Source organism: Ruegeria sp. A5 (assembly GCF_056543005.1).
Genome location: NZ_JBQGAV010000001.1, coordinates 588,566 through 611,883 on the forward strand (window position 1 = coordinate 588,566; position 23,318 = coordinate 611,883).

23 protein-coding genes and 1 tRNA gene are annotated in these 23,318 nt (G+C 57.3%); 14 read left to right on the forward strand and 10 right to left on the reverse strand.

The window, feature by feature from the left end:
* Positions 1–106: 106 nt before the first annotated feature.
* Genes ACR0AY_RS02995 through cls form a run of 3 tightly spaced genes read left to right on the forward strand, consistent with a single transcriptional unit; the run spans position 107 to position 4,188 of the window.
* Positions 107–1,717 (forward strand): arylsulfatase, encoded by a 1,611-nt coding sequence (locus ACR0AY_RS02995; protein WP_480453702.1) that lies wholly within the window; start codon positions 107–109, stop codon positions 1,715–1,717.
* Between the two features lie 60 nt (positions 1,718–1,777).
* Positions 1,778–2,752: an HAD family hydrolase gene (locus ACR0AY_RS03000; protein ID WP_170509773.1), complete on the forward strand. Its 975-nt coding sequence runs from the start codon at positions 1,778–1,780 to the stop codon at positions 2,750–2,752.
* A 23-nt stretch (positions 2,753–2,775) separates the two neighbouring features.
* On the forward strand, positions 2,776–4,188 hold the full coding sequence (gene cls / locus ACR0AY_RS03005) for a cardiolipin synthase (protein ID WP_170509770.1): 1,413 nt from the start codon (positions 2,776–2,778) through the stop codon (positions 4,186–4,188).
* On the opposite strand, the gene ACR0AY_RS03010 is transcribed toward cls, so the two are convergent.
* The gene (locus tag ACR0AY_RS03010; protein WP_370644421.1) at positions 4,185–4,787 is read right to left on the reverse strand and encodes a potassium channel family protein; all 603 of its coding nucleotides are present in this window, start codon (positions 4,785–4,787) and stop codon (positions 4,185–4,187) included. The two genes, cls and ACR0AY_RS03010, sit on opposite strands and share 4 nt — an antisense overlap.
* Between ACR0AY_RS03010 and ACR0AY_RS03015 the strand changes: the two genes are divergently transcribed.
* From ACR0AY_RS03015 to ACR0AY_RS03025, 3 genes are read left to right on the forward strand one after another with little or no spacing between them, the layout of a single operon-like run.
* Entirely contained in the window at positions 4,786–5,433 is a 648-nt protein-coding gene (locus ACR0AY_RS03015; RefSeq protein ID WP_170509767.1) for an ABC transporter ATP-binding protein, read from the forward strand. The two genes, ACR0AY_RS03010 and ACR0AY_RS03015, sit on opposite strands and share 2 nt — an antisense overlap.
* A complete protein-coding gene (locus ACR0AY_RS03020) occupies positions 5,430–7,844 on the forward strand; it encodes an FtsX-like permease family protein (protein WP_170509765.1) in 2,415 nt (804 codons plus the stop codon). The genes ACR0AY_RS03015 and ACR0AY_RS03020 overlap by 4 nt, the downstream gene beginning before the upstream one ends.
* Positions 7,834–8,868: a lipocalin-like domain-containing protein gene (locus ACR0AY_RS03025; protein WP_170509762.1), complete on the forward strand. Its 1,035-nt coding sequence runs from the start codon at positions 7,834–7,836 to the stop codon at positions 8,866–8,868. Before ACR0AY_RS03020 ends, ACR0AY_RS03025 begins: the two co-directional genes overlap by 11 nt.
* Positions 8,869–8,901: 33 nt before the next feature.
* On the opposite strand, the gene ACR0AY_RS03030 is transcribed toward ACR0AY_RS03025, so the two are convergent.
* Positions 8,902–8,987, reverse strand: a tRNA-Leu gene (locus tag ACR0AY_RS03030).
* 145 nt (positions 8,988–9,132) lie between these two features.
* On the opposite strand from ACR0AY_RS03030, the gene ACR0AY_RS03035 reads away from it, so the two are divergent.
* On the forward strand, positions 9,133–9,711 hold the full coding sequence (locus ACR0AY_RS03035) for a YqaA family protein (RefSeq protein WP_170509759.1): 579 nt from the start codon (positions 9,133–9,135) through the stop codon (positions 9,709–9,711).
* Positions 9,708–10,172 carry a disulfide bond formation protein B gene (locus tag ACR0AY_RS03040; protein ID WP_170421771.1) on the forward strand — a complete coding sequence of 155 codons (465 nt, stop codon included), beginning with the start codon at positions 9,708–9,710 and terminating at the stop codon, positions 10,170–10,172. The genes ACR0AY_RS03035 and ACR0AY_RS03040 overlap by 4 nt, the downstream gene beginning before the upstream one ends.
* Before the next feature lie 3 nt (positions 10,173–10,175).
* On the opposite strand, the gene ACR0AY_RS03045 is transcribed toward ACR0AY_RS03040, so the two are convergent.
* Positions 10,176–10,763, reverse strand: coding sequence for an HNH endonuclease (locus ACR0AY_RS03045; protein ID WP_170405905.1), 588 nt, complete (start codon positions 10,761–10,763; stop codon positions 10,176–10,178).
* 211 nt (positions 10,764–10,974) lie between these two features.
* Between ACR0AY_RS03045 and ACR0AY_RS03050 the strand changes: the two genes are divergently transcribed.
* Together ACR0AY_RS03050 and ACR0AY_RS03055 are read left to right on the forward strand one after the other, a co-directional pair.
* Positions 10,975–11,580 carry an rRNA large subunit pseudouridine synthase E gene (locus ACR0AY_RS03050; protein WP_170509756.1) on the forward strand — a complete coding sequence of 202 codons (606 nt, stop codon included), beginning with the start codon at positions 10,975–10,977 and terminating at the stop codon, positions 11,578–11,580.
* A gap of 31 nt (positions 11,581–11,611) precedes the next feature.
* Complete coding sequence (locus tag ACR0AY_RS03055) at positions 11,612–12,037, forward strand: VOC family protein (RefSeq protein WP_170405910.1); 426 nt, start codon at positions 11,612–11,614, stop codon at positions 12,035–12,037.
* Positions 12,038–12,041: 4 nt separating this feature from the next.
* Here ACR0AY_RS03055 and ACR0AY_RS03060 read toward each other — a convergent pair whose 3' ends face one another.
* Genes ACR0AY_RS03060 through ACR0AY_RS03070 form a run of 3 tightly spaced genes read right to left on the reverse strand, consistent with a single transcriptional unit; the run spans position 12,042 to position 13,666 of the window.
* Complete coding sequence (locus ACR0AY_RS03060; RefSeq protein ID WP_170509753.1) at positions 12,042–12,344, reverse strand: putative quinol monooxygenase; 303 nt, start codon at positions 12,342–12,344, stop codon at positions 12,042–12,044.
* A gap of 27 nt (positions 12,345–12,371) precedes the next feature.
* A complete protein-coding gene (locus tag ACR0AY_RS03065; protein WP_170392997.1) occupies positions 12,372–13,037 on the reverse strand; it encodes an alpha/beta fold hydrolase in 666 nt (221 codons plus the stop codon).
* Complete coding sequence (locus tag ACR0AY_RS03070; RefSeq protein ID WP_480453705.1) at positions 13,034–13,666, reverse strand: DNA-3-methyladenine glycosylase family protein; 633 nt, start codon at positions 13,664–13,666, stop codon at positions 13,034–13,036. The genes ACR0AY_RS03065 and ACR0AY_RS03070 overlap by 4 nt, the downstream gene beginning before the upstream one ends.
* A 98-nt stretch (positions 13,667–13,764) precedes the next feature.
* On the opposite strand from ACR0AY_RS03070, the gene ACR0AY_RS03075 reads away from it, so the two are divergent.
* Positions 13,765–14,991, forward strand: coding sequence for an MFS transporter (locus ACR0AY_RS03075; RefSeq protein WP_170509747.1), 1,227 nt, complete (start codon positions 13,765–13,767; stop codon positions 14,989–14,991).
* Between the two features lie 2 nt (positions 14,992–14,993).
* Here ACR0AY_RS03075 and ACR0AY_RS03080 read toward each other — a convergent pair whose 3' ends face one another.
* The 3 genes from ACR0AY_RS03080 to cysS are packed head-to-tail and all read right to left on the reverse strand — an operon-like array spanning position 14,994 to position 18,998.
* Positions 14,994–15,770, reverse strand: coding sequence for a squalene/phytoene synthase family protein (locus ACR0AY_RS03080; RefSeq protein WP_170509745.1), 777 nt, complete (start codon positions 15,768–15,770; stop codon positions 14,994–14,996).
* Between the two features lies 1 nt (position 15,771).
* Entirely contained in the window at positions 15,772–17,406 is a 1,635-nt protein-coding gene (gene cimA, locus ACR0AY_RS03085; RefSeq protein ID WP_170509743.1) for a citramalate synthase, read from the reverse strand.
* Positions 17,403–18,998, reverse strand: coding sequence for a cysteine--tRNA ligase (cysS, locus tag ACR0AY_RS03090; RefSeq protein ID WP_480453707.1), 1,596 nt, complete (start codon positions 18,996–18,998; stop codon positions 17,403–17,405). Before cysS ends, cimA begins: the two co-directional genes overlap by 4 nt.
* Before the next feature lie 218 nt (positions 18,999–19,216).
* Between cysS and ACR0AY_RS03095 the strand changes: the two genes are divergently transcribed.
* Both ACR0AY_RS03095 and ACR0AY_RS03100 read left to right on the forward strand, forming a co-directional pair.
* On the forward strand, positions 19,217–19,561 hold the full coding sequence (locus ACR0AY_RS03095; RefSeq protein ID WP_170662636.1) for an MmcQ/YjbR family DNA-binding protein: 345 nt from the start codon (positions 19,217–19,219) through the stop codon (positions 19,559–19,561).
* A gap of 57 nt (positions 19,562–19,618) precedes the next feature.
* A complete protein-coding gene (locus ACR0AY_RS03100; protein WP_170509737.1) occupies positions 19,619–20,794 on the forward strand; it encodes a pyridoxal phosphate-dependent aminotransferase in 1,176 nt (391 codons plus the stop codon).
* Positions 20,795–20,811: 17 nt separating this feature from the next.
* Here ACR0AY_RS03100 and ACR0AY_RS03105 read toward each other — a convergent pair whose 3' ends face one another.
* Positions 20,812–21,330: an outer membrane protein gene (locus ACR0AY_RS03105; protein ID WP_170405935.1), complete on the reverse strand. Its 519-nt coding sequence runs from the start codon at positions 21,328–21,330 to the stop codon at positions 20,812–20,814.
* Positions 21,331–21,743: 413 nt separating this feature from the next.
* Between ACR0AY_RS03105 and ACR0AY_RS03110 the strand changes: the two genes are divergently transcribed.
* Positions 21,744–23,288, forward strand: coding sequence for a trimethylamine methyltransferase family protein (locus ACR0AY_RS03110; protein WP_170509733.1), 1,545 nt, complete (start codon positions 21,744–21,746; stop codon positions 23,286–23,288).
* The last annotated feature ends 30 nt before the right edge of the window (positions 23,289–23,318 follow it).

Below are 23,318 nucleotides of genomic sequence, written 5' to 3' on the forward strand. Positions count from 1 at the left end.
ATTTTCGCGGGATATCCAATGCTTAACGACTGCAACTAATCCTATTCTGGACACAAGTCTCAGATAGTTCACAGGGACAAATTGTCCACAAGTTCAGGAGTAAAACATGTTAACTACAACCCGGTTCTTGGAAAACTGGCGTATCGGACTGCGCCGTACCGCAGCAGCGTCGATTGCCGTTCTGGTCGCACTGCCCGCATGGGCGCAGGATCAAAAACCCAACATTCTGGTCATTTGGGGCGATGACATCGGCCAATCCAACATTTCGGCCTACACAATGGGCCTTATGGGATACCAGACCCCCAATATCGACAGGGTCGCCGATGAAGGCATGATCTTCACCGATTATTATGGCGAGCAATCCTGCACAGCTGGCCGCTCATCTTACATCATGGGCCAATCGGTGTTCCGGACTGGACTGTCCAAGGTTGGCTTGCCTGGCGCCAAAGAAGGGATGCAGATCGAAGACCCCACGATTGCAGGGTTGCTTAAGGATCATGGGTACGTGACCGGCCAGTTTGGCAAGAACCACCTGGGCGACAGGGATGAGCACCTGCCGACAAATCACGGATTTGATGAGTTTTTTGGGAATCTCTATCACCTCAATGCCGAAGAAGAACCCGAGCATGAAGATTATCCCGGGGACGCGGTTCTGCCCGACGGGCGCACGTTCCGCGAGGCCTATGGTCCGCGCGGTGTGATTAAGTCCAGCGCAGGCGGCCCCATCGAAGACACCGGTCCACTGACACGCAAACGCATGGAAACGGTGGATCAGGAAACCCTGGAAGCTGCAGTTGAGTTCATTCGTGAGGCCAACCAGAACGGCACACCATTCTATGTCTGGTGGAATGGCACACGCATGCATTTCCGCACCCATGTCGGGGAAGAAATGCGCGAAACAGCCAACGAAATCCTAGGTAGTCCGGCCGATGAATACACGGCGGGCATGATCGAACATGACATTCAGGTCGGCCAACTGCTTGATCTGCTGGACGAACTCGGCATCGCCGACAACACTATCGTTCATTATTCCACCGATAATGGCCCGCATTACAACACATGGCCGGATGCCGCTTCGACACCGTTCTGGGGCGAAAAGAACACCAACTGGGAAGGCGGCTGGCGCGTACCATCCATGGTGCGTTGGCCCGGCAAGATCGAAGCGGGTTCGATCTCAAACGAAATCGTGCATCACATGGACTGGCTGCCCACCTATCTGGCGGTCGCTGGCGACCCCGAAATCAAGGAAAAGCTGAAAGCCGGCTATTCCTCACCTGCCATGGGTCGCGACTACAAAGTGCATCTGGATGGCTACAACATCTTGCCACTGCTGACCGGTGAGACCACTGAAAGCCCCCGCCGAGAAATCTTTTATTTCACGGATGACGGCGACCTGTCCGCTTTGCGTTTTGACGACTGGAAGCTGATCTTTTTGGAGCAAAAAGCATGGGCCACCCTGCGCGCATGGATGGAACCATTCACGGAACTGCGCGTGCCGATCATCGTGAATTTGCGCCGCGACCCTTATGAGCGTGGATACCGTACATCCAACACATACTACGACTGGATGATCGACCGGGTGTATTTCCTAGTACCGGCGCAGCAATATGTGGCGAGTTTCCTGAGTACTTTCCAAGAATTCCCACCACGTCAGAAGGCGGCCAGCTTCAGCCTTGATCAGGTGATGCAGAAATTGGCCACACCAACTTCGAACTAGAAAACAAGACAGGGGCCGCCGTAAAGCGCGGCCCCTTTTTCCAGTATCAGAGGCTATTACATGAGATTTCTCAAACTCACGGCGTTTATAGCCACCGTCCCCCTAGTGGCGTTCGCAGACCCCCTGCCCAGCTGGACCGACTCGGCATCAAAACAGCAGATCATCGACTTTGTTGACGCGGTCAGCGACCCGGCGAATGAATTCTATGTCACTCCCGCCGATCGGATTGCGGTGTTTGACAATGACGGCACGCTCTGGGCTGAACAACCGGTCTATTTTCAGTTCATATTTGCCATGGACCAACTGGCAGAGCTTGCTAAACAAGACCCATCAATCTTATCGACCCCAGCGTTGAAAGCGGCTGCTGAGGGTGATCTGAAAACCATTCTGGAAGGCGGGCACGACGCTCTGATCGAAGTGGTCAACGCATCGCATTCGGGCAGCAGCGTTGAAATGTTCCAAGCGTCGGTGGCCGATTGGCTTAGTACTGCACGACATCCCAAAACTAATCTGCCCTACGACCAGATGACCTATCAGCCGATGGTCGAGCTGTTGCGCTACCTGCGGGATGAGGATTTCAAAACCTATATCGTTTCGGGCGGAGGCCTGCATTTCATGCGCGTCTTCGCCGAACAGGCATATGGCATCCCGCCCGAACAGATTCTGGGCACCTATGGGGAAACAACTTATGACAGCGAAAACGGCACGCCCGTAATCAACAAGGCCCCCGGCATTGCCTTCATCGATGACAAAGAAGGCAAGCCAATCAATATCGAGCGCACCATCGGCAAGCGTCCCATATTTGCCGGAGGAAACTCGGACGGGGATTTTGCCATGCTTGAATGGACCACCGCAGGCGACGGGCCACGGCTGGGCGTTTTGATCCATCACACTGATGCGGATCGCGAATGGGCCTACGACCGCGAAAGCCCGGTTGGACGGCTAGTCGATGGGTTGGACAAAGGCCCGGATATGGGATGGGTCATTGTTGATATGGCCAACGACTGGTCCCGCATCTACACTGGGGCAAACTAAGCAACCCGGATCGCTGCGCCCCGATGTGGACATTACTCGTCTCGTTTTTTCTGTTTTCACTCTATTGCGTAGCGGTCGTCTTTGCAGTTCGCGCTGCGCAGACTGCACGCACACCACAAGGAGCGGTTGGCTGGGTTGTGTTCCTGCTGTCGGCCCCGATGTTTGGCGTGCCGCTGTATCTATTCCTCGGTCACCATCGGTTCAGAGGATACCGGATCGCTCGGCAAGAAAGTGAGCGCGTCGTCGAAGGGATCAAGACCTTTGCCGATTTCTCGAAACCCGACCTTCAGACGATGCGATTCAATCCTCGCGCGTTTGAAGCGCTGGCCCATTTGCCCGTCTCACGTGGGAATGGAGCCGAGCTGCTGATCGACGGCGAAGCTACGTTTGATGCCATTCTCGACGCCATAGATAAGGCCGAGAATTACGTTCTGATCCAGTTCTACATCGTCCGGGATGATGATCTTGGGCGAAGGGTGCGGGACCGGCTAATCGCCGCGGTCAAGCGTGGCGTACATGTTCGGTTCATGACCGACGCGGTGGGTAGCTATGGCCTGCCGTCCAGCTATTTTGAGACGCTGCGCCAGGCCGGTGTGGATGTTGCAGATCCCCGCGAACAACGCGGGCCCAATTTCCGGTTTCAACTGAACTATCGCAACCACCGAAAAACTGTGATCGTGGATGGCGATGTCGGCTTTATCGGTGGTCACAACATCGGCGTTGAATACTTGGGGCAAAGCCCTCGGTTCGGTCGCTGGCGGGACACGCATATCAAGATGACCGGCCACGTTGTACGGCAACTGCAATTGATTTTTACCGAGGATTGGCACTGGGCGCGCAACGAAGATCTGATCGACCAACTCGATTGGGCTGGAAATGAATCTGATCAGGACATGAATGCGCTGCTGGTGGCAACGGGCCCGGGCGACGAAACAGAAACCGGCGCAATGATGTTCTTTGCGGCCATTTCTGAGGCGAAAGAACGGCTTTGGATCGCCTCGCCCTATTTTGTGCCCGACATCGACATCATGACCGCGCTACAGCACGCGGCGTTGCGTGGTGTGGATGTACGAATACTCGTGCCGGATGTCATCGACCATCGTCTGCCCTGGCTGGCCGCTTTTGCCTATTTCGACGAAATCCGAGACTGTGGCGCCCGGGTGTTTCGCTATACCGACGGCTTCATGCATCAAAAAGCGTTTGTTGTAGACGATACCTTGGCCGCCGTTGGCACCACCAATCTGGACAACCGATCCTTCCGTCTGAACTTTGAGGCGATGGCCTTGTTCTTTGATCGTCGCGCAGCAAACGCAGTGGCTGCGATGCTGGAAACTGATTTTGAAGCAAGTTACGAACTGACCCGCGATTTGCCGCAGCAACCGTTCCACATCCGTTTTGGTGCGCCGCTTGCTCGGTTGTTTGCACCGATCCTCTAGTTCAGGAACCGTTCTTCAAACACCCGCGTCATGAGGGCCACCAGGAACGCGGTCGACAGCCCAAAGGCCAGTAGGCCCGTGACCGATGCAAACGCTCCGAAGATGCGCAGCCCTTCGCCCAAGACGATGTCGCCGTAACCCAGCGTTGTGAACGTCACCAATGAGAAATAGAGGGCCGAATTCCAATCCGGCAGCACATCACCCCACACCCAGACAATCGCCCAGATCCAGACCTGAACCGTATGGGTCAGCACGATAAACACCAGCGCCACGCTGATCGGGCCTGCGGTTGCAAGGATAGTGCTGCGCGTCTCCCATTTCGCAACCAGTTTTCGGATGACCAGAACGCACCATGTCAGCAGCATGATTTCGATCAGAAAACAAATACCCAGATAGAAGCTGCCCCAAATGATTTGTTGCGACAATGTCATGTAAACGGCCTTTGTTCTGATCGCTGAAAACTGTGCAAGCATGGGGGTTTCGCGCGTTGCCGACAACCCCATGCGATGCGTAAGGCTGCGGCGAATAGAACCGATCTCGGCTCTGGACACTGGCGCGCCGCGTTGCACATTGTGACGAGACCAGATGAGAGTTTGCATGTTGCTATCAATCGATCACGTTCGAAAATCCTATCCCGGTGGGCGACCTGTCCTGACCGATGTTTCATTGACGTTGGAACAGGGGCAGACCTTGGCGCTGACCGGAGAAAGTGGCAGTGGCAAAAGCACATTATTGCATCTGGTGGCGGCGCTGGATGGGTTTGATGGCGGAGAGATTACTCTGGACGGGCGCGCCATGTCGGCCCTGAATGATGCGGAACGCGCCGAATTGCGTCGCGGCACCCTGTCTCTGGTCTTTCAGCAGTTCAACCTGATCCCGTCGCTGACCGTTGCCCAGAACCTCTCGATCCATGCGCGACTTGCGGGTCGGAACGACCCGGATTGGGTTGTCCACCTGACCAAGCGCCTTGGCCTGAGCGAATTGCAAGACCGCTACCCCGAGAACCTTTCGGGCGGACAGCAGCAGCGAGTTGCCATCGGACGCGCCATGGCGATCCGACCACGATTGCTGCTAGCGGATGAGCCGACTGGCAATCTGGACGAAACAGCAAGTGCGGTGGTGCTAGACCTGATGCTTTCATTGGTTGCCGATACCGGCGCTGCGCTCCTGCTGGTCACTCACTCGAATGACATCGCCAGCCGTCTCGACCGACGTGCCCACCTGACGGGCGGGCATATCGCATGACACGCGCTGCGGTCCTGGCGCTGGTGTCCCATTGGCGGATGCACCCATTGCAATTGATGACGCTTCTGACGGGTATCGCGCTGGCAACTTGTCTGTGGTCGGCCGTGCAAGCCATCAATGCCGAAGCGCGCGCGAGCTATGAACGCGCCAGCACCCAGCTTGCCATCGGACAATTCGACGAATTGCGCGCCTCCGGTTCCACGATCCCTCTTTCCCGCTACGCCGAGCTCAGGCGCGCAGGTTGGCAAGTGGCGGCCGTCTTAGAAGGCACGCTGCGCATCAAGGGCCGTTCCGTACGTCTGATGGGGGTGGATTTGGTGGCCTACCCTGTACTGCCCGCGATCACCCAGATCGAGCAAGGCGCGGATGCCCCCGACCCAGCTGATATGCTGACAGCTCCGGGGCGGCTGCTGATGTCACCCGCCCTGGCCCCGCTGTTTCAATCTAACGACAAATTCCCACCGGTGCTTTCCAGCACCGCGCTGCCACCTGATCTGGTGCTCACCGATATTGGAGTGGCCGAGCGTCTTCTGAACCGTCCCGGTCAGATTTCCCGTCTGGTGATCTTGCCCAATCAGCCCCGTGGGGTCCCATCTCTGTCAGAACTTGCGCTTGAACTTCAACGCATTAGCCCCTCGGCCCAGTTGGATACCGCGCAACTTACCGACAGCTTTCACCTGAACCTCTCAGCCTTCGGCTTGCTGTCTTTCGCCGTCGGCCTGTTCATCGTTCACGGAACGGTTGGCCTCGCCTTCGCGCAGAGGCGTGGCACGATCCGTACATTAAGGGCGTTGGGCCTTCCCATGCGGGGCCTGATCTGGATCGTTCTGGGTGAATTGCTTCTCTTGGCCCTGATCGGTGGCCTTTTCGGGTTAATCCTGGGGTATTTTCTGGCTGGAGCCTTGTTGCCTGATGTCGCCGCCACGTTGCGCGGCCTCTATGGGGCAACAATCGACGGGCAGATGTCATTACGCCCCCAATGGGTCGCCGCGGGTCTTGCGATGGCGACAGGCGGCACGTTGGCGGCCAGTGGCCACGCTCTTTGGCGACTTTCGCGCATGCCCATCCTCGCAGGGCCGGGCTTACAAGCTTGGCGTGGCAGTAAAGCCTCGGCCCAGATTACAGGCGCATGTGGCCTAGCCCTGCTAGCAGTGGGCTTTATCGCATATTTCACAATCGGCGGACTTATCGCAGGATTTGCCTTGCTTGCCGGGATGCTGACCGGAGCGGCCTTGTTGCTGCCGCTCGCACTGTCAGGGATATTGACCTTGTGCCTGCGCCGGGCCCGCACGCCTGTTGGTCAATGGGTGCTCGCGGACATGCGGGCGCAATTGCCCGGTCTGTCACTTGCGCTGATGGCCTTGCTGCTAGCGCTCGCCGCGAATATCGGCGTGGGCACAATGGTTTCAAGCTTCCGCCTCACCTTTACTGGCTGGCTCGATCAACGGCTGACCTCCGAACTTTACGTGACCGCAGCCGACAATGCACAAGGCGCAGCCCTTATCGATTGGCTCGCCCCAAGGGCGTCAGCTGTCCTACCCATTCGCAGCACCGAATTGCCGCACGAGACCGGGCCGTTGTTTCTGTACGGGATTGTTGATCACGATAGCTATCGCAACAACTGGCCACTGATCGCCAAGGATCCCGACGTCTGGGACAACGTCCTGTATCGCGGCGCCGTTCTGATCAACGAGCAACTCGCACGACGCGCGGATCTGTGGCCCGGAGATACCGTCGCGATCACACCCGAGCACAGCTTGCCGATTGCAGGTGTCTATTCCGATTACGGGAACCCGACAGGTCAGGCCATCGTCGCTATGCCGATGCTAGATCAGATTGCCCCGGATACGGATACACGCCGCTTCGGCATCCGCATCATACCGGATCAGGCCTCGGAGCTGGCACAGGCGTTGCGTGACCAATTTGACCTACCCCCATCGGCAGTTGTGCAGCAGGCCGCTATGAAAGCGCAATCGATGGCTGTTTTTGAGAAAACTTTCGTCGTCACCTCAGCGCTGAATGTGCTGACACTGGGCGTTGCGGGGTTCGCGATACTCACCAGTTTGCTGACATTGTGGACCCAGCGCCTGCCTCAGGTCGCACCGGTCTGGGCGCTGGGCCTTACGCGCGCGCAACTGGCCAAGCTAGAGCTTCTGCGCAGTGTCCTGCTTGCGGTGATGACCGCTTGTCTTGCCCTTCCATTGGGCCTTGTATTGGCATGGGTGCTGCTGGCCGTGATCAACGTGCAGGCCTTCGGATGGCGCTTGCCCATGTATTTGTTCCCAACTGATTGGCTGAGCTTATTCCTGCTGACTCTGGTTGCCGCCGTGCTCGCAGCGGCCCTACCCGCATTACGATTGCTCCGCCTACCACCTGCTGCGCTGTTGAGGGTTTTTGCCAATGAACGTTAAAGCCTTCATTCTGTTCATCCTCCTTCCAATTCCCGGTTGGGCGCAGGGTTATGCCGGGTTGGGCGGCAATGCGGATGGCTTTACGCGTCCTGAACCGGACTACAGCTTTCAGTTTCCGCAAGATCACGGCGCCCATCCGGATTATCGGATTGAATGGTGGTATCTGACGGCAAACCTCAAAGACGCAGAGGGTCGCGACTATGGCATACAATGGACCCTGTTCCGATCGGCCCTGAAACCGTCCGAGGCTGACGGCTGGCAAAACCCACAGATCTGGATGGGCCATGCCGCGCTCACAACGCCAGAAACACACTATTTCGCCGAACGACTCTCTCGCGGCGGTGTTGGACAGGCTGGCGTTACGGCCCAACCGTTTGAGGCATGGATCGATGAATGGCACATGCGCGGCGATGATTTGGAAACCCTGAGCCTGACAGCAAACGGATCAAACTTTGGATATGATCTGACTCTGAAGGCCCAAGGCCCATTGGTGTTTCACGGGGCCGAGGGGTATTCGGTGAAATCCGCCGATGGTCAGGCCAGCTATTACTATTCACAACCCTTCTACTCGGTCGAGGGCACGCTCCACCTGCCCAACGAAGATGTCGAAGTCGCCGGCCAGGGTTGGCTGGATCGCGAATGGTCTTCGCAACCCTTGGCCGAAGATCAAAGCGGCTGGGACTGGTTCTCGCTCAGCTTTGACGACGGTGACAAGCTGATGGCCTTCCGCCTACGCGGGGATCGAGGGGATTTCACGGCCGCTACATGGATTGAGCCTGATGGGCAAACGACCCCCCTGCCCGATGGCTCAGTTCTGCTAATGCCCCTTGAAACCGCCCGCGTGGCGCATCGTGACGTTCCGATCAAATGGCAGGTATCCTTGCCGGATCGCGGGATCGATGTTGAAGTCGATGCCATAACCCCGAAAGCCTGGATGGGAACCCGGTTCGAATACTGGGAAGGCCCAATCACCATTAAAGGTAGCCACACAGGGCGCGGATATCTTGAGATGACGGGGTATTGAAGCCGAACTTCAGCAATATATTCAGAATTGCTGTGGTGCCCAAGGAGAGACTCGAACTCTCACGCCCGTGAAGGCGGGGGATTTTGAATCCCCTGCGTCTACCATTCCGCCACTTGGGCCACGAACACTGGATTAGCGCCCTACTGAGAGAAGGTCCAGAGGCAAAAAACAACCACTGCCCTGAATGTTTCATCGAAGGAGGTTGACGGTCAGTCGGGTGCATGGTTTGGCTTGCCGCAGCGGTTACCAGGATACTTATTCTTCATGTTGCGATCCCTTTATGACTGGACCATTCGTCTGGCCGAACATCCTCATGCGCTCTGGGCGCTGGCTGTTGTGGCTTTTGTCGAAAGTTCGTTTTTTCCGATCCCACCCGATGTTTTGATGATTCCTATGATCCTTGCACGTCCGTCGCGGGCCTGGCTGATCGCGACGGTCGCCTTGGTTGCCTCGGTGCTGGGTGGGATATTGGGTTATGCAATTGGGGCATTCTTTTACGAAAGCATTGGGCAGCCTGTTCTGGAAGCCATGGGCAAAGCCCACGCAATGGAAGAGTTCAATACCCGCTTCAATGATTTCGGCTTCTGGGCCGTGCTGGCGGCTGGTGTGACGCCTTTCCCATATAAGGTCATCACCATCATGTCGGGCTGGACCGGGATGCCTATTGGGACGTTCATAGCCACCTCGATCCTGGCGCGCGCCTTGCGCTTCTTTCTTGTGGCCGGGCTGCTGTGGAAATTTGGGGAACCAATCCGTGACTTCATCGAAAAACGGTTGGGTTTGATGTTTACCCTATTCATAATCCTACTGTTTGGCGGCTTTCTTGTGGTAAAATACTTATGACGCGCAAAAGACTTCTGGTTCTGGTTGCCGCATCCGGCTCAGCCGCGTTGCTACTTGGGGCTTGGGGCTTTCAGTACATCGGTGGGCTCGCGCCGTGCAAAATGTGCATCTGGCAGCGGTATCCTCATGGTGTCGCAGTGATTCTTGGTGCTCTAGCCTTTGCCTTCCCGGGCGTCCGCCCCCTGCCCCTACTAGGCGCTCTGGCGGCGGCCACAACGGCGGGAATAGGGTTTTACCATGCTGGGGTCGAGCAAGGCTGGTGGGAGGGCCCATCGACCTGCACATCTGGTGATATCGGCGGCCTGAGTGCAGAAGAGTTAATGGATCAGATCATGTCCGCCCCGCTCGTGCGTTGCGATGACATCCCGTGGGAGATGTTCGGGATTTCCATGGCGGGCTGGAATGGATTGATTTCGACGGGTCTGGTCCTGATCTGGATCGCAGCCTGGCGCGCGCGCTAGGGTTTATAGCTGATCCAGTTCGGCATCCCAGTAGAGGAAGTCGATCCAACTTTCGTGCAGATGGTTCGGGGGGAACTTCCGACCGATATTGCGCAAAGCCTCAGCATCCGGCTGACGCGGCGGTTTATTCAGAGACATTCTGGCTTGTCGCAGGGATTTTGAGCCCTTGCGCAGATTGCACGGGCTGCACGCTGCAACGACATTCTGCCAACTTGTGACCCCGCCCGCAGCGCGCGGTACAACATGATCAAAGGTCAGGTTTTCACGGCTGCCGCAGTACTGGCATTTGAATTCGTCCCGCAAAAATAAATTAAAGCGCGTGAAGGCCACGCGCTTTCTGGGTTTTACATAGTCTTTCAGGACAACGACCGAGGGTATTCGGATCTCGGTACTGGGACTGCGGACAACTTCGTCATATTCCGCAACAATATCCACCCTGTCCAGCCAGGCAGCTTTGATCGCCTCCTGCCACGGCCATAAAGACAACGGGTAGTAGGAAAGAGGTCTGTAATCGGCGTTCAAAACCAATGCCGGATGATGCTTGAGCGCACCGGTTTCCCTGACAAATTCGGTCCTGAAGTCTCCGTCCATAACAGAATCGCTCCTCGCTCTGTACTGCCCGTTTGTGACATCAGAGCGGGGAACACCCGCCCCGGCCTTAAGTTAACTATATATCGTGTTAAATCTCTGACAAGTGCCGAGTTCACACAACATCTCGGGTATTGGTTAGGCCGAATACGTAACAGATAAGTGACACTTATCCACAGGTTGCGCAGATGTGGTCTGCAAGCTATGGCGGGGCATGTCCTGGTTCATCCGTTTCAACAAGCCTTACGATGTATTGCCGCAGTTCACCGACCGCGCCAATTCTGACTCGCCCCGCAGCACGCTGTCGGAATTCATCGACCTGCCCGGTGTCTATCCTGCGGGACGCTTGGACCGGGATAGCGAGGGTTTGATGCTGCTGACTGATAATGGGCGATTGCAGGCGCAGATATCAGACCCCAAGCACAAGATGCCTAAGACATACTGGGTTCAGGTCGAAGGCATTCCCGATACAGCGGCACTAAAGGCGTTGCGGGAAGGTGTTGAACTTAAGGATGGTTTGACGCGCCTCGCCAAGGCGCGGCTGATTGACGAACCCGAATGGCTGTGGCCACGCACCCCGCCGATCCGGGTTCGCCAAACGGTGCCCGACAGTTGGGTTGAACTGACGATTAAAGAGGGCCGCAACCGTCAGGTTCGCCGGATGACAGCCGCAGTCGGGCACCCAACTCTGCGCCTGATCCGAGCCCGTGTTGGAGATTGGACTTTGGACGGCCTTGACCCCGGTCAGTGGGAAAGCCTGCCGATGCCAGCTGTTGACTCAGCACCGTCGCGCAAGCGGGACCGCCGCCCGCGCCGGTGACAAAAACTGCGTGATGTGATAGGCTTAGGGCATGAAGGTCACACCGGATATCCCTGCCCCGTCTGCCATCCTGGAAGCCGCGCTGTATGTCGACGATCTAGATGCGGCCGAGGATTTCTATGGTCAGATATTGGGGCTAGAGAAAATCCAGCGCGTCACCGACCGCCATGTGTTCTATCGAATCGGCGGGTCTGTCCTGTTGCTGTTCAATGCCAGCGAAACCGAGAAACCGCCAGGCAACCCCGATCTGCCGGTCCCACCGCATGGGGCGCGCGGTCCCAGCCATGTTTGCCTTGTCCTAACCCGAGATGAAATCACCGTGATGCGCAAGCATCTGTTGGACTGGAACATCCCTGTCGATGCCGAGTTCGACTGGCCCAACGGAGCCCGGTCGCTCTATGTACGAGACCCTGCAGGCAACTCGGTCGAATTCTCGGAAGGAAGGCTGTGGGAGTGATCGATCAGCGAAGCGGCTGCTTCTCGCCCCCGATCACACGGTAGATTTCGCTAGAGACAACGCCGACCTCACCAAGTGCCGCCTGAAAAGCAGTCATATGAGGGGTCGCGAAATGGGCCTCAAGCGCGGCCTGATCCTGCCATTCCTCATAGACCCGAAAGCGGGTCGCCTGACCCAGGATTTGACTGAATTCATAGATCAGGCATCCGGGTTCTTTCAGAGTTTCCGCAACCATTTCCTGCGCGGCAGCAATGGCTATCTCGACCGCTGCATCTGAAACTTCGACCACTCCTGTCACGATCAGCATCATGCTCTCCTTAGATCGCCCCGCAAGTCAGAGGCTCAGCTTATCCCGCATGAAGGCCAGCGCAACACTCAAGCCATCCGGAGCAATCCCGTGGCCGGTGCCCTTCATTATATGGGCATAAACCTCTTTGAACCCGGCCGCCTGAAGTGCCTCAGCTGCTTCTGGCAACGATTGCGGCGGTACAACGTCATCGGCATCGCCATGCACCAGCAGGATCGGCATGCGACTTACGGTTTCGTCTGGCAGCAAATCAGGTTCCAGCAAACGGCCCGAGAACGCTACGATCCCGGCCACTGGGTCCTCGCGGCGCGGGGCTACATGTAAGCTCATCATCGTGCCCTGGCTGAAACCGAACAGCACTACCTGCTCTGGCAGGACATCCTCATCCACCATCAGCGCATCAAGGAACGCGTTGAAATCCTCAACCGCCATTTCCATACCCCGTCGGGCTTCCTCCTCGGATGAGCCATCAATCCACGGGATCGGGAACCACTGGAAACCGTTGGGCATACCGATGATCTGTTCAGGCGCGTCCGGAGCTACAAACAACGTATCCGGCAGATGCTCGCCCAACGGATCAGCCAGCCCCAAAAGATCGGCCCCGTTTGCACCATAACCATGCACAAACACCACGACCGAGCGTGTGTCGCCTGAAACCGGCTCTTTCCTGAGCGCGTTCAAAACCCGTGTCATCTGATCCCTTCTCTGTCTTTTGCGACCCGGTAATAGGCCCACAGCACCCGCGCCGCAACCGATCGCCACGGCGACCATGCTTCAGCCATCTGGCGTAACTCTTTGTCTTTTGGTCGTTCTGGCAATTCATAGAGGATGCGTGCAGCTTCCTGTAAGGCCAGATCGCCCGGTGCAATCACATCGGCGCGACCCAGCGAAAACATCGCATAAATCTCGGCAGTCCAGACACCGATTCCCGGTACCTCGGTCAGAATTGCGACCACTTCGTCATCTGGCGCATCACGCAACGCTTTGTAATCGATCCGCGCCTCAGCCAAGGCGCGGGCATAGCTAATTTTCTGACGGCTGAGACCCACAGCGCGCAGATCATCATCCGTGGCCCACATGATTTTGCGCGGGCTGGTCAGTTTTGCGTCCTGCAGCCGCTTCCAGATTGCGTTTGCCGAGGCCACGCTGACCTGCTGACTGACAATCGCGCTGAGCAATTGGGCGAACCCGTCAGGCTTGCGCCTGAGTGGCAGAGGTCCGGTTTGCTCCATCGCATAAGCCATCCGGGGGCAGGCCTCAGCCAACCACTCGGCCCCTTCGTTAACGCAGTCCGGTGTTTCGATGATGCGTCCGACGGACATGCGCTCTCCGATAAGTGATCCTTGTCCGCACGTTAGGCGGATGTGCCGCATATGCAACCCGCTTGTGCCAAGTCTCAATCGTAGATAACCATTCGCCCATGACAATGATCGCTGCCACCCCTGACGATAGTCAGGCCAAACGCAACGTTGCCGTTTTGGTGGCAGCACAGGCGATCCTGGGTGCACAGATGCCCATGATGTTCATCGTCGGCGGGCTGGCAGGCCAATCGCTGGCGAGCAACGCTTGCCTTGCGACGCTGCCGATTTCACTGATCGTTCTGGGTTCAATGCTGGCGGCCACGCCGATTTCGGCCATCATGCAACGCTGGGGACGCCGTGCCGGGTTTCTTGTGGGATCAACCGCAGGTGCCGCAGGGGGCGTTATCGGGGCTTACGGGCTTTATCTCGGCTCGTTCCCGATCTTCCTGGTCGGCAGCTTCCTGACCGGCATATACATGAGCGCACATGGCTTTTATCGCTTTGCAGCAGCGGACACCGCCTCTGATGCATTTCGGCCCAAGGCGATCTCATACGTCATGGCCGGAGGGCTTGCGGCGGCGATCATCGGCCCTCAGATCGTCAAGCTGACCTCGCAGGCGTATGTGGTCCCGTTTTTGGGCACTTATCTGGCGGTGATCGCGATCAACGTTCTGGGGTCGGCGTTGTTCTTTTTCCTCGACATCCCGACCCCGCCGAAACCAACCGAAGACGAGCCGAAAGGCCGGACCCGATTGGAACTGCTGAAAACCCCGCGCATCGCAGTGGCGATCATTTGCGCCATGGTCTCTTACGCGCTGATGAACCTTGTCATGACCTCTACGCCTTTGGCCGTCGTCGGGTGCGGATATACCGAAGGTGATGCCGCGGATATCGTCACCAGCCACGTACTGGCGATGTACATTCCCAGCTTCTTCACCGGCCACCTGATCGCGCGGTTTGGGGTCGAAAAGATCGTAGCTCTCGGTTTGGCAATCCTTGGCGGCGCAGGCATTGTCGCCCTGCAAGGTGTTGATCTAGGTAACTTTTTCGTCGCCCTGATCCTGCTTGGCATCGGATGGAACTTTGGCTTCATTGGCGCCACCAGCATGTTGGCAGACTCGCATGAAGTGCACGAACGCGGGCGAATGCAGGGCCTGAATGACTTGCTGGTGTTTGGCGGCGTGACCTTTGCTTCGCTTGCCTCTGGCGGATTGATGAACTGCTCGGGCGGTTCAGCGGTCGAGGGTTGGACGGCCGTAAACCTCGCCATGATCCCGCTGCTGACCCTTGCAGGTGGCGCGCTGCTGTGGCTGGTTCTGAGGCCTTCGGACCCACAAACCGTCTGACGTTACCAGCGCCCGGTCGCTGCCGTTTTCATCAGGGTAAACCGACGTCGGATTTCACCCTGAGCCAACGCACCTGCGGCCACCCGGTCCGGTCTGGCCAATGCAGTCCGCAACACCCATTCCGTCTGCCACCCCGCATAGAGCGCAGGCCGTGCTTGTGCCGAGATCTCGTTGCGGGTGGACCGCGCTTGCGCCAATCGGTCCAAAGCCTTCTGCGCCAGCGCCCGAACCCCGTCATGGGTTCCGTCCAGCAAAGGAATGCGCCCACGTGCCTCAAGCTCGGGAATTGCGCGCAGCCAATTCGCGATCCCCGCTGCGTATCCGAATTCACGCAGAACAGTTTCATCCGCCGAACCCAGAGCCTGCGCCGACACCACCATTAATGTCCCAGCGCTATGGGCAATATAGGCGTCAAAATGCGCCTCATCCTCGAACGGATCAAGATAGATATCCCAACGCCTTACGGCCACATATTCATCCAGCAGCGCTGCCAGATGCGGAGAAATCACGCGCGACAATGGCGTAACAACCTCGTGCCGACGAACAGATGGACCTTCGGCAATCTCTTGCAAGGCATCGCGCCACCATTGCAGCCGCATCTCGGCGATCATGCTCTCTTGCGTCACCCATGGGGCACGGGCCACCTCGACGTTCAGCGCATAAATCGGGAACAAAACTGCCCGTGCCTCAACTGGTGCGGCCATGGCAGCCATAAAGCGATCGGGATCGGCGCGATGAACCAGCGCAGCACAAGCCTTGATGTCGTCGTCGAACTCCACCTTATTCGGCGGCCGCTGACTGCGGGGCGCAATCGCTCACCAGTTTCCACTGAATCGCATCCAGCAGCGCTTCGAACGAGGCATCAATTATGTTCGCACTCACCCCAACTGTAGACCAGCGCCGCCCTTGCCCGTCTTCGCTGTCGATGATCACGCGCGTGACCGCCTCGGTCCCGCCTTGCGTGATACGCACCTTGAAATCGACCAGCCGCATATCAGACAGTATCTGCGAATACTGCCCCAAATCCTTGGCCAGAGCCTTCGCCAGCGCGTTTACCGGACCACGATCGCTGCCGCTTTCATCCAGCGATTCACTCACTGACAGCTTCTTCTCACCATCCACTTTCACAACAACAACCGCCTCGGACAGGCTGACCATCTTGTTGTATTTGTTCTTCCGGCGCTCAACGGTCACCTTATAGCGCTTGACCTCAAAGAATTCGGGCAATTGCCCCAGCTCATCCCGCGCCAGCAGCTCAAAACTAGCCTGCGCGGTGTCGTAGGAATACCCCTCGGCCTCGCGCAGTTTTATCCGCTCAAGGATACGTCCCAACGCCGGATCGCCCGCTTCTACGGCCAATCCCGCATCGGTCAGACGTTTGCGCAGGTTCGATTGCCCAGCCTGGTTCGACATCGGAATGATGCGCGCATTTCCAACACTTGCCGGATTGATATGCTCATAGGTTGTCGGGTCCTTGAGGATCGCGCTGGCATGCAGCCCGGCCTTATGCGCAAATGCCGACGCGCCCACATAGGCGCTCTGCTTGCTGGGCACTCGGTTCAGGATATCATCCAGCATCCGGCTGATGCGCGTCAGCCCGGCCAGCGCCTCGGGCATCACTCCGATCTCATAGCACGAGGCATAGGGTTCTTTCAGCATCAGCGTTGGGATCAAAGCGGTCAGGTTGGCATTGCCACAGCGCTCTCCCAACCCATTCAACGTACCTTGAATCTGCCGCGCCCCCGCATCGACTGCAGCCAGCGAGCACGCCACTGCGTTCTCAGTGTCGTTATGCGTATGAATGCCCAGCCGATCCCCCGGCAGACCGGCCGCAATCACCTCGGATATGATCCGCCCGACCTCTGCCGGCAATGCTCCGCCATTGGTGTCACACAGAACCACCCACCGTGCCCCTGCATCGAGCGCAGCGCGGCAGACTTCAACCGCATATTCCGGGTTGTCCTTGTAGCCATCAAAAAAATGCTCGGCATCAAACAGAGCCTCCCGCCCCTGCGCCACGATATGCGCGACCGAGGCGCGAACGTTCTCGGTGTTTTCCTCCAGCGTGATACCAAGCGCGTGGGTCACATGGTAATCGTGCGATTTCCCGACGAGACAAACGGCTGGTGTTCCCGCGTTCATAACAGCAGCCAGAACGTCATCATTCTCAGCCGACCTGCCCGAGCGTTTGGTCATTCCAAACGCCGTCATACAGGCCGACGTCTCAGGCGCGCTTTCAAAAAACGCACTGTCGGTCGGGTTCGCTCCGGGCCAACCCCCTTCGATGTAATCAATCCCCAGCGAATCCAACGCCTGCGCGATCTGCACCTTCTCGGCTGTCGAGAACTGCACACCCTGAGTTTGCTGCCCGTCGCGCAACGTGGTGTCATAGAGGTAAAGGCGTTCTTTGGTCATCTAGAACTCTCCAATTTTAATTTGAGAGCTGTTAGTGTTGCTTGGACAAATTCTTTCTTAGGCTTCGAACGCCAGGCTGGCGCGATATCTAGCGACTGCGAAACGGAAAAATGGACACCGGCGTTTTCTGCTTCTGCCAGAGCAATATCTAGTTCTTCCTTATCTCCGGAGGCATAGGCAGCTCTAACTCTCTGAAAATATGGAATGGAGTCGAGTTCATCTTTTTCCAGTGACCACGTAGGGCCGCTTGGTCCATCCGTTACTCGAACACCAGCGGCCTTAAACGAATCGCGAATTAAGTCTGCTGTTGTCCAATTCTTTTCCGACCGAGCTCGTGATCTTGCAGCCAGCAAAATGTTAATCAAGTCATCTAAATCAGTCTCGAATTTCGTTACTGAAGCCCAACCACCTAGCTCAGGCGTTAACAAACCAAGCAACTGTGCGCTCGCAAGCAATTGCTCCGCCTTGCCGTAAGAGGCCAAGCTAAACAACTCCGCGATGGCTCCTGCCGTATTCAAATCATCTGCAAGCGCATCGATGACCGCTGGTGCCGCGGTGGCGGCGGGCTCGATGCCCGCTGTCAACGCCCGCCACTTGCGCAATGTTGCCTCGGCTTCGCGCGCCTTCTTCTCGGTCCAGTCCATCGGCTTGCGATAATGGGTCTGCAGGAACACAAATCGGATCACTTCACCCGGCACACCCTGCTCAAGCAGATCATGAACGGTGAAGAAATTGCCCAGCGATTTGGACATTTTCTTGCCCTCGACCTGCAGCATCTCATTATGCATCCAGACACGCGCGAATTCGCCATGCGGGTGGGCACATTTGCTCTGAGCAATCTCGTTCTCGTGGTGCGGGAACATCAGATCGTTGCCGCCACCGTGAATATCAAAGCTCTCGCCCAGCAATTCATAGCTCATGGCCGAGCATTCGATATGCCACCCCGGACGCCCCCGGCCCCATGGGCTGTCCCAGCCGGGCAACTCATCGGTCGACGGCTTCCACAGCACAAAATCCGTCGGGTTCTTCTTGTAAGGCGCGACCTCGACCCGCGCCCCGGCGATCATGTCATCAACCGACCGCCCCGACAGCGCACCATAGTGTTCCTTCCAGCTGTCCACCGCGAACAACACGTGACCCTCGGCAGCATAAGCGTGCCCCTTGGCCATCAGGTCTTCGATCATCGCAATCATCTGCGCGATATACTCTGTGGCGCGCGGCATCGCGTTGGGTTCCAACGCCCCCAGCGCGCCCATGTCGTGCAGATACCAGCCGATGGTTTCGTCCGAACGTTCCTGCACCAACTGTTCCAAAGACCCGTCAGCCCCAGCCTTCTTGCGCGACAATGCGGTGGCGTTGATCTTGTCATCCACGTCGGTGAAATTGCGCACATAGGTCACGTGATCAGCACCGTATACATGCCGCAACAAACGATAGAGCACGTCGAACACAACCACAGGCCGTGCGTTCCCCAGATGCGCCCGATCATAGACCGTCGGACCACAGACATACATCCGCACATTATCGGGATCGATCGGCGCGAAATCCTCTTTCGTCCGAGTCCTTGTGTTGTGCAGTTTGATCGTCGTCATCGGGTCGTGCTCCTGAAACAGCATATACGTCACGCGTTGGCGCGGGCTTAGCAACTTGTCTCAGAGATGAAAACGAAAGAAACCGGCCCGCTTGAGAAATCAGCAGGTAATGCAGCAGATAATGATGCAAGTTTTCCGGTTCATGCGCTTTGCCTAGCACGGGATTGATGCTGAGCCAAGCCTTGAGTTTCAACCTCCACAGAGGCAGTCTGCCCACCATGACCCGTGATTACGTCAATTCCGTATGCGCAGACCTGCCCGGTGCCGAACTTTCGGACCCTTGGGGTGGCGGCCACGACGCATGGAAAGTTGGCGGCAAGATGTTCGCCTGCGTCGGTTCGGTCGGGGATGGTGTATCGGTCAAGACACCCGACATTGAGACCGCGCAGATGTTGATCGACGCAGGGATTGGCACCAAGGCCCCGTATTTTCACCGCAGCTGGGTTCGCCTGCCGTGGGAAACCGCCGCCGACGAGATGCAACATCGCCTGATCACCTCATACGATATCGTCCGTGCATCGCTGACCAAGAAGATACAGGCGAGTTTGCCGCCGCGAAGCTGATTGACAAAATTGCTGTGCTTTGCCCCATTCGGCGTCATAGCCGGTCGGGAGAATCCCTTGAAACTATCGCATCGCATTACGCATCTGACCGAGGGTGGATCAGACGGCTGGGATGTGTTCATCCGCGCGCGTCGGATGATTGCCGAAGGCCATGCCGTCACCGAGTTGACGATCGGCGAGCATGACATTCGGACCGATCAGTCGATATTGTCGGCCATGGAAAGTTCGGCCCGCAGCGGGCACACAGGATACGCGATGGTTCCGGGCACTGATCTGCTGCGTGATACTGTGGCCGCCCGTGTCCAAATGCGAACAGGTGTAGCGACCACACGCAACAACGTTATCATCACCCCTGGCGGTCAGGCCGCATTGTTTGCGGCACACACCGCGCTTTGCGATCCGGGCGATATCGCGCTCTACCTGGATCCGTATTATGCCACCTACCCCGGCACGATCCGTGGCGTTGGAGCGGTAGCCAAACGCATAGAAACACGCGCCGAAGATTTGTTCCAACCTCGCGCTTCCGATATCGATGGCGCGGCAGGCGGGGCGGTGTCGCTGCTGATAAACTCCCCAAACAATCCAACTGGTGTGGTCTATTCCGCCGAAACACTTTCTGCCATCGCCGAGGTTTGTCAGCGCCGCGATCTATGGCTGATTTCCGATGAAGTCTACGATACGCAGGTTTGGGAGGGTGAACACCTGTCACCTCGCGCCCTACCCGGCATGGCTGAGCGCACTCTGGTCGTGGGTTCAATGTCGAAATCTCATGCCATGACTGGCTCGCGTTGTGGGTGGATCGTTGCTCCGGAGGGCGTGATCGACCACCTGACCAACTTGGCAACACACACAACCTATGGTGTGCCCGGCTTTATACAGGATGCGGCCAACTATGCGCTGAGCGTGGGACAACCTCTCGAAGACAAGATCGCCGCGCCGTTTCGCCGCCGCCGCGCTCTGGCGATTGAAGTGCTGGCTGCGCAGCAGGTCGTCACCTTAATACCGGCGCAAGGCGCGATGTATCTGATGCTGGATATCCGGGCTACGGGTCTTAGCGGCGATGTGTTCGCAAATGCGCTGCTGGACACGCATGCCATCGCTGTGATGCCCGGTGAGAGCTTTGGTTCTGCCGCCGCAGGTCACATCCGCGTGGCCATGACAATCGATGACGAGAAATTCGTCACATCGCTACAGACCCTATGCGAATTTGCCGCTCAATTGGCAGATGGATGACAATCGACCACCGAGTTTCAGAAGCGGAATGTGGTGCGCAAGTTGAACACATTTGCGTCGAGGCTTCGACCAGACTCCGGTATATCATCGAAGTTCTGCCGCAGCGCTTCGCCACTGATTACAAACCGATCGCCAAGCGGATAGGCAACACCGATCCCGTAAACGGCTGCCGTATCACTGTCACCCGACGTACTGGCCCGCGCGGTTCCCAAGACAACATAGCCAAGGGCTGATCCAAAGTCGTAGCCGCCGCGCAACTTCAATCGCGACATACTATCAAGGCTTCCTTCGGATTGTCCCAGATCAAGATTCAGGCGGTTATATTCCAACTCACCGCCAAGCACGAAATTTCCAAAATCATAGTCGTATCCGATCAGCGGGCCAAAACTGCCCCCGCTTCCGCCTGCCCCTCCGGACCCATCAACATCTGCATAACCAAAGCTGAAACCAGCGTACGCGCCTGTCCAGTCTTCTGCCACAACCTGCCCTGCACCTGTTATCAGTGCTGCGGCGAGTGCGGCCAGTAATGACTTCATGCAGACCTCCAAACATCCGTTGCCGGTTTGGGCGCATCCCCGAGGCAGCGATCTGCTGATCAGCCAACCCCAGTATTTACTTAAACCTAAGGTACAAATCCAAAAAACTACGTGCAGATTAACAGATTCTTACCGCTATTGGAAAAAAACATTTAGTCACGAGGATTTGCGCCCAGTTCATTTTGACTGACGACCCGATAAAATTAGTCCAAAGTCGCAAACAGAACAGATTGTCCAGAAGTGCATTGAAACAATGGGCGCATCAGACTGAGGAAGTTGATGCATAACGAAGTTTGGAAGATTCGGCTGGTCAGCCGCACCATTGGTGCGGATCGCGGTCGTGCGGCACGAGGACGGCCAGCACTGGTCTAGGTACACTCACCCACAACGTACTTTTTTGACCGGACACACACATGAACGAACAAACCCGAAACTCATCCCGCAGCGGTGGCCGCGCCGCGCGTCGTGCCGCCCGTGCGTCAGCTCTTCCGGAACATCTTCGCCCGATTCGGCCTGGTATTGAGGGCGGAACCCTGAAGATTCTGACCCAAGCACAGATCGAACGCATCCACGAGGCCGCTCTGACCGCTCTGGTAACCATCGGCCTTGCTGATGCGCCACAAAGTGGGATCGACTATCTCGTGGCTGCGGGATGCACCTTGGGCGACGATGGCCGCATCCGCTTTCCGCGCGCATTGGTCGAGGACACAATCGCCAAGGCCAATCGCTCGATCACTCTGCACAGCCGGGACGGCAAATCGGATCTGGAGCTGTCGGGAACGCGTGTCCATTATGGCACCGCAGGCGCAGCGGTCAGCATGGTCGACGTGCATGGGCAGGAATATCGCGACTCGACCCTGCAGGACCTGCATGACGCGACTCGCATCTGTGAACAGCTTGAAAACATTCACTTTGTTCAACGCCCCATGGTGTGCCGAGATATCGCCGACAACCTTGAGATGGATCTGAACACGGTCTACGCCACCACCTCAGGCACGTTCAAACATATCGGTACGTCGTTCACGGAGCCCAGCCATGTGGCCCCCGCCATCGAGATGCTGCACATGATCGCGGGCGGAGAGGACAAGTGGCGCGAGCGGCCCTTCATGTCCAACTCCAACTGCTTCGTTGTGCCCCCGATGAAATTCGCCACCGAAAGCTGCGAGGTGATGGAAGAATGCATCAAGGCCGGAATGCCGGTTTTGTTGCTTTCTGCGGGCATGGCAGGAGCTACCGCACCCTCGACCGTTGCCGGAGCGATCACACAAGCCACCGCCGAATGTCTGGCGGGTTTGGTTTATGTAAACGCCGTAAAGCCCGGTGCACCCGCGATTTTTGGCACTTGGCCTTTTGGTCTGGACCTGCGCACCGGTGCTATGTCCATCGGATCGGGTGAACAAGCTCTGCTAACCGCGGGCTGCGCGCAAATGCACCAGTTTTACGATCTGCCCGGTGGTGCCGCAGCTGGTGCATCGGACGCGAAATTGCCCGACATGCAGGCCGGTTGGGAACAAATGTGTTCGAACGTCATGGCTGGGCTATCGGGCCTGAACATGGTGTATGAGGCCGCAGGCATGCATGCCTCGTTGCTGGGGTTCTGCCACGAGAGCCTGATCCTGAGCGATGACCTGATCGGACAGGCACAGCGCTGTGTGCGCGGAATTGAGGTGACGGACGAGACACTGGCACTGGACCAGATGGCCGAAGTCTGCATGGGTGGTCCTGGGCATTATCTTGGCACCGATGCGACGCTAGGCCGTATGCAGGCAGATTACGTCTATCCTACCTTTGGTGACCGATCATCTCCGAAGGAATGGGTTGAGCTTGGCAAACCAGATCTGATCGAAAAGGCAGTGAAGCGGAAGGAAGAGATCCTCGCCGTGCCATCCCCGGCCAGATTCGACCCGCTTCTGGACGCGGAAATTCGCAGCAAGTTCAACATTTACTTACCCGCGTAAGACACTGAAAAATAAGCGGCCCGGAGCCTC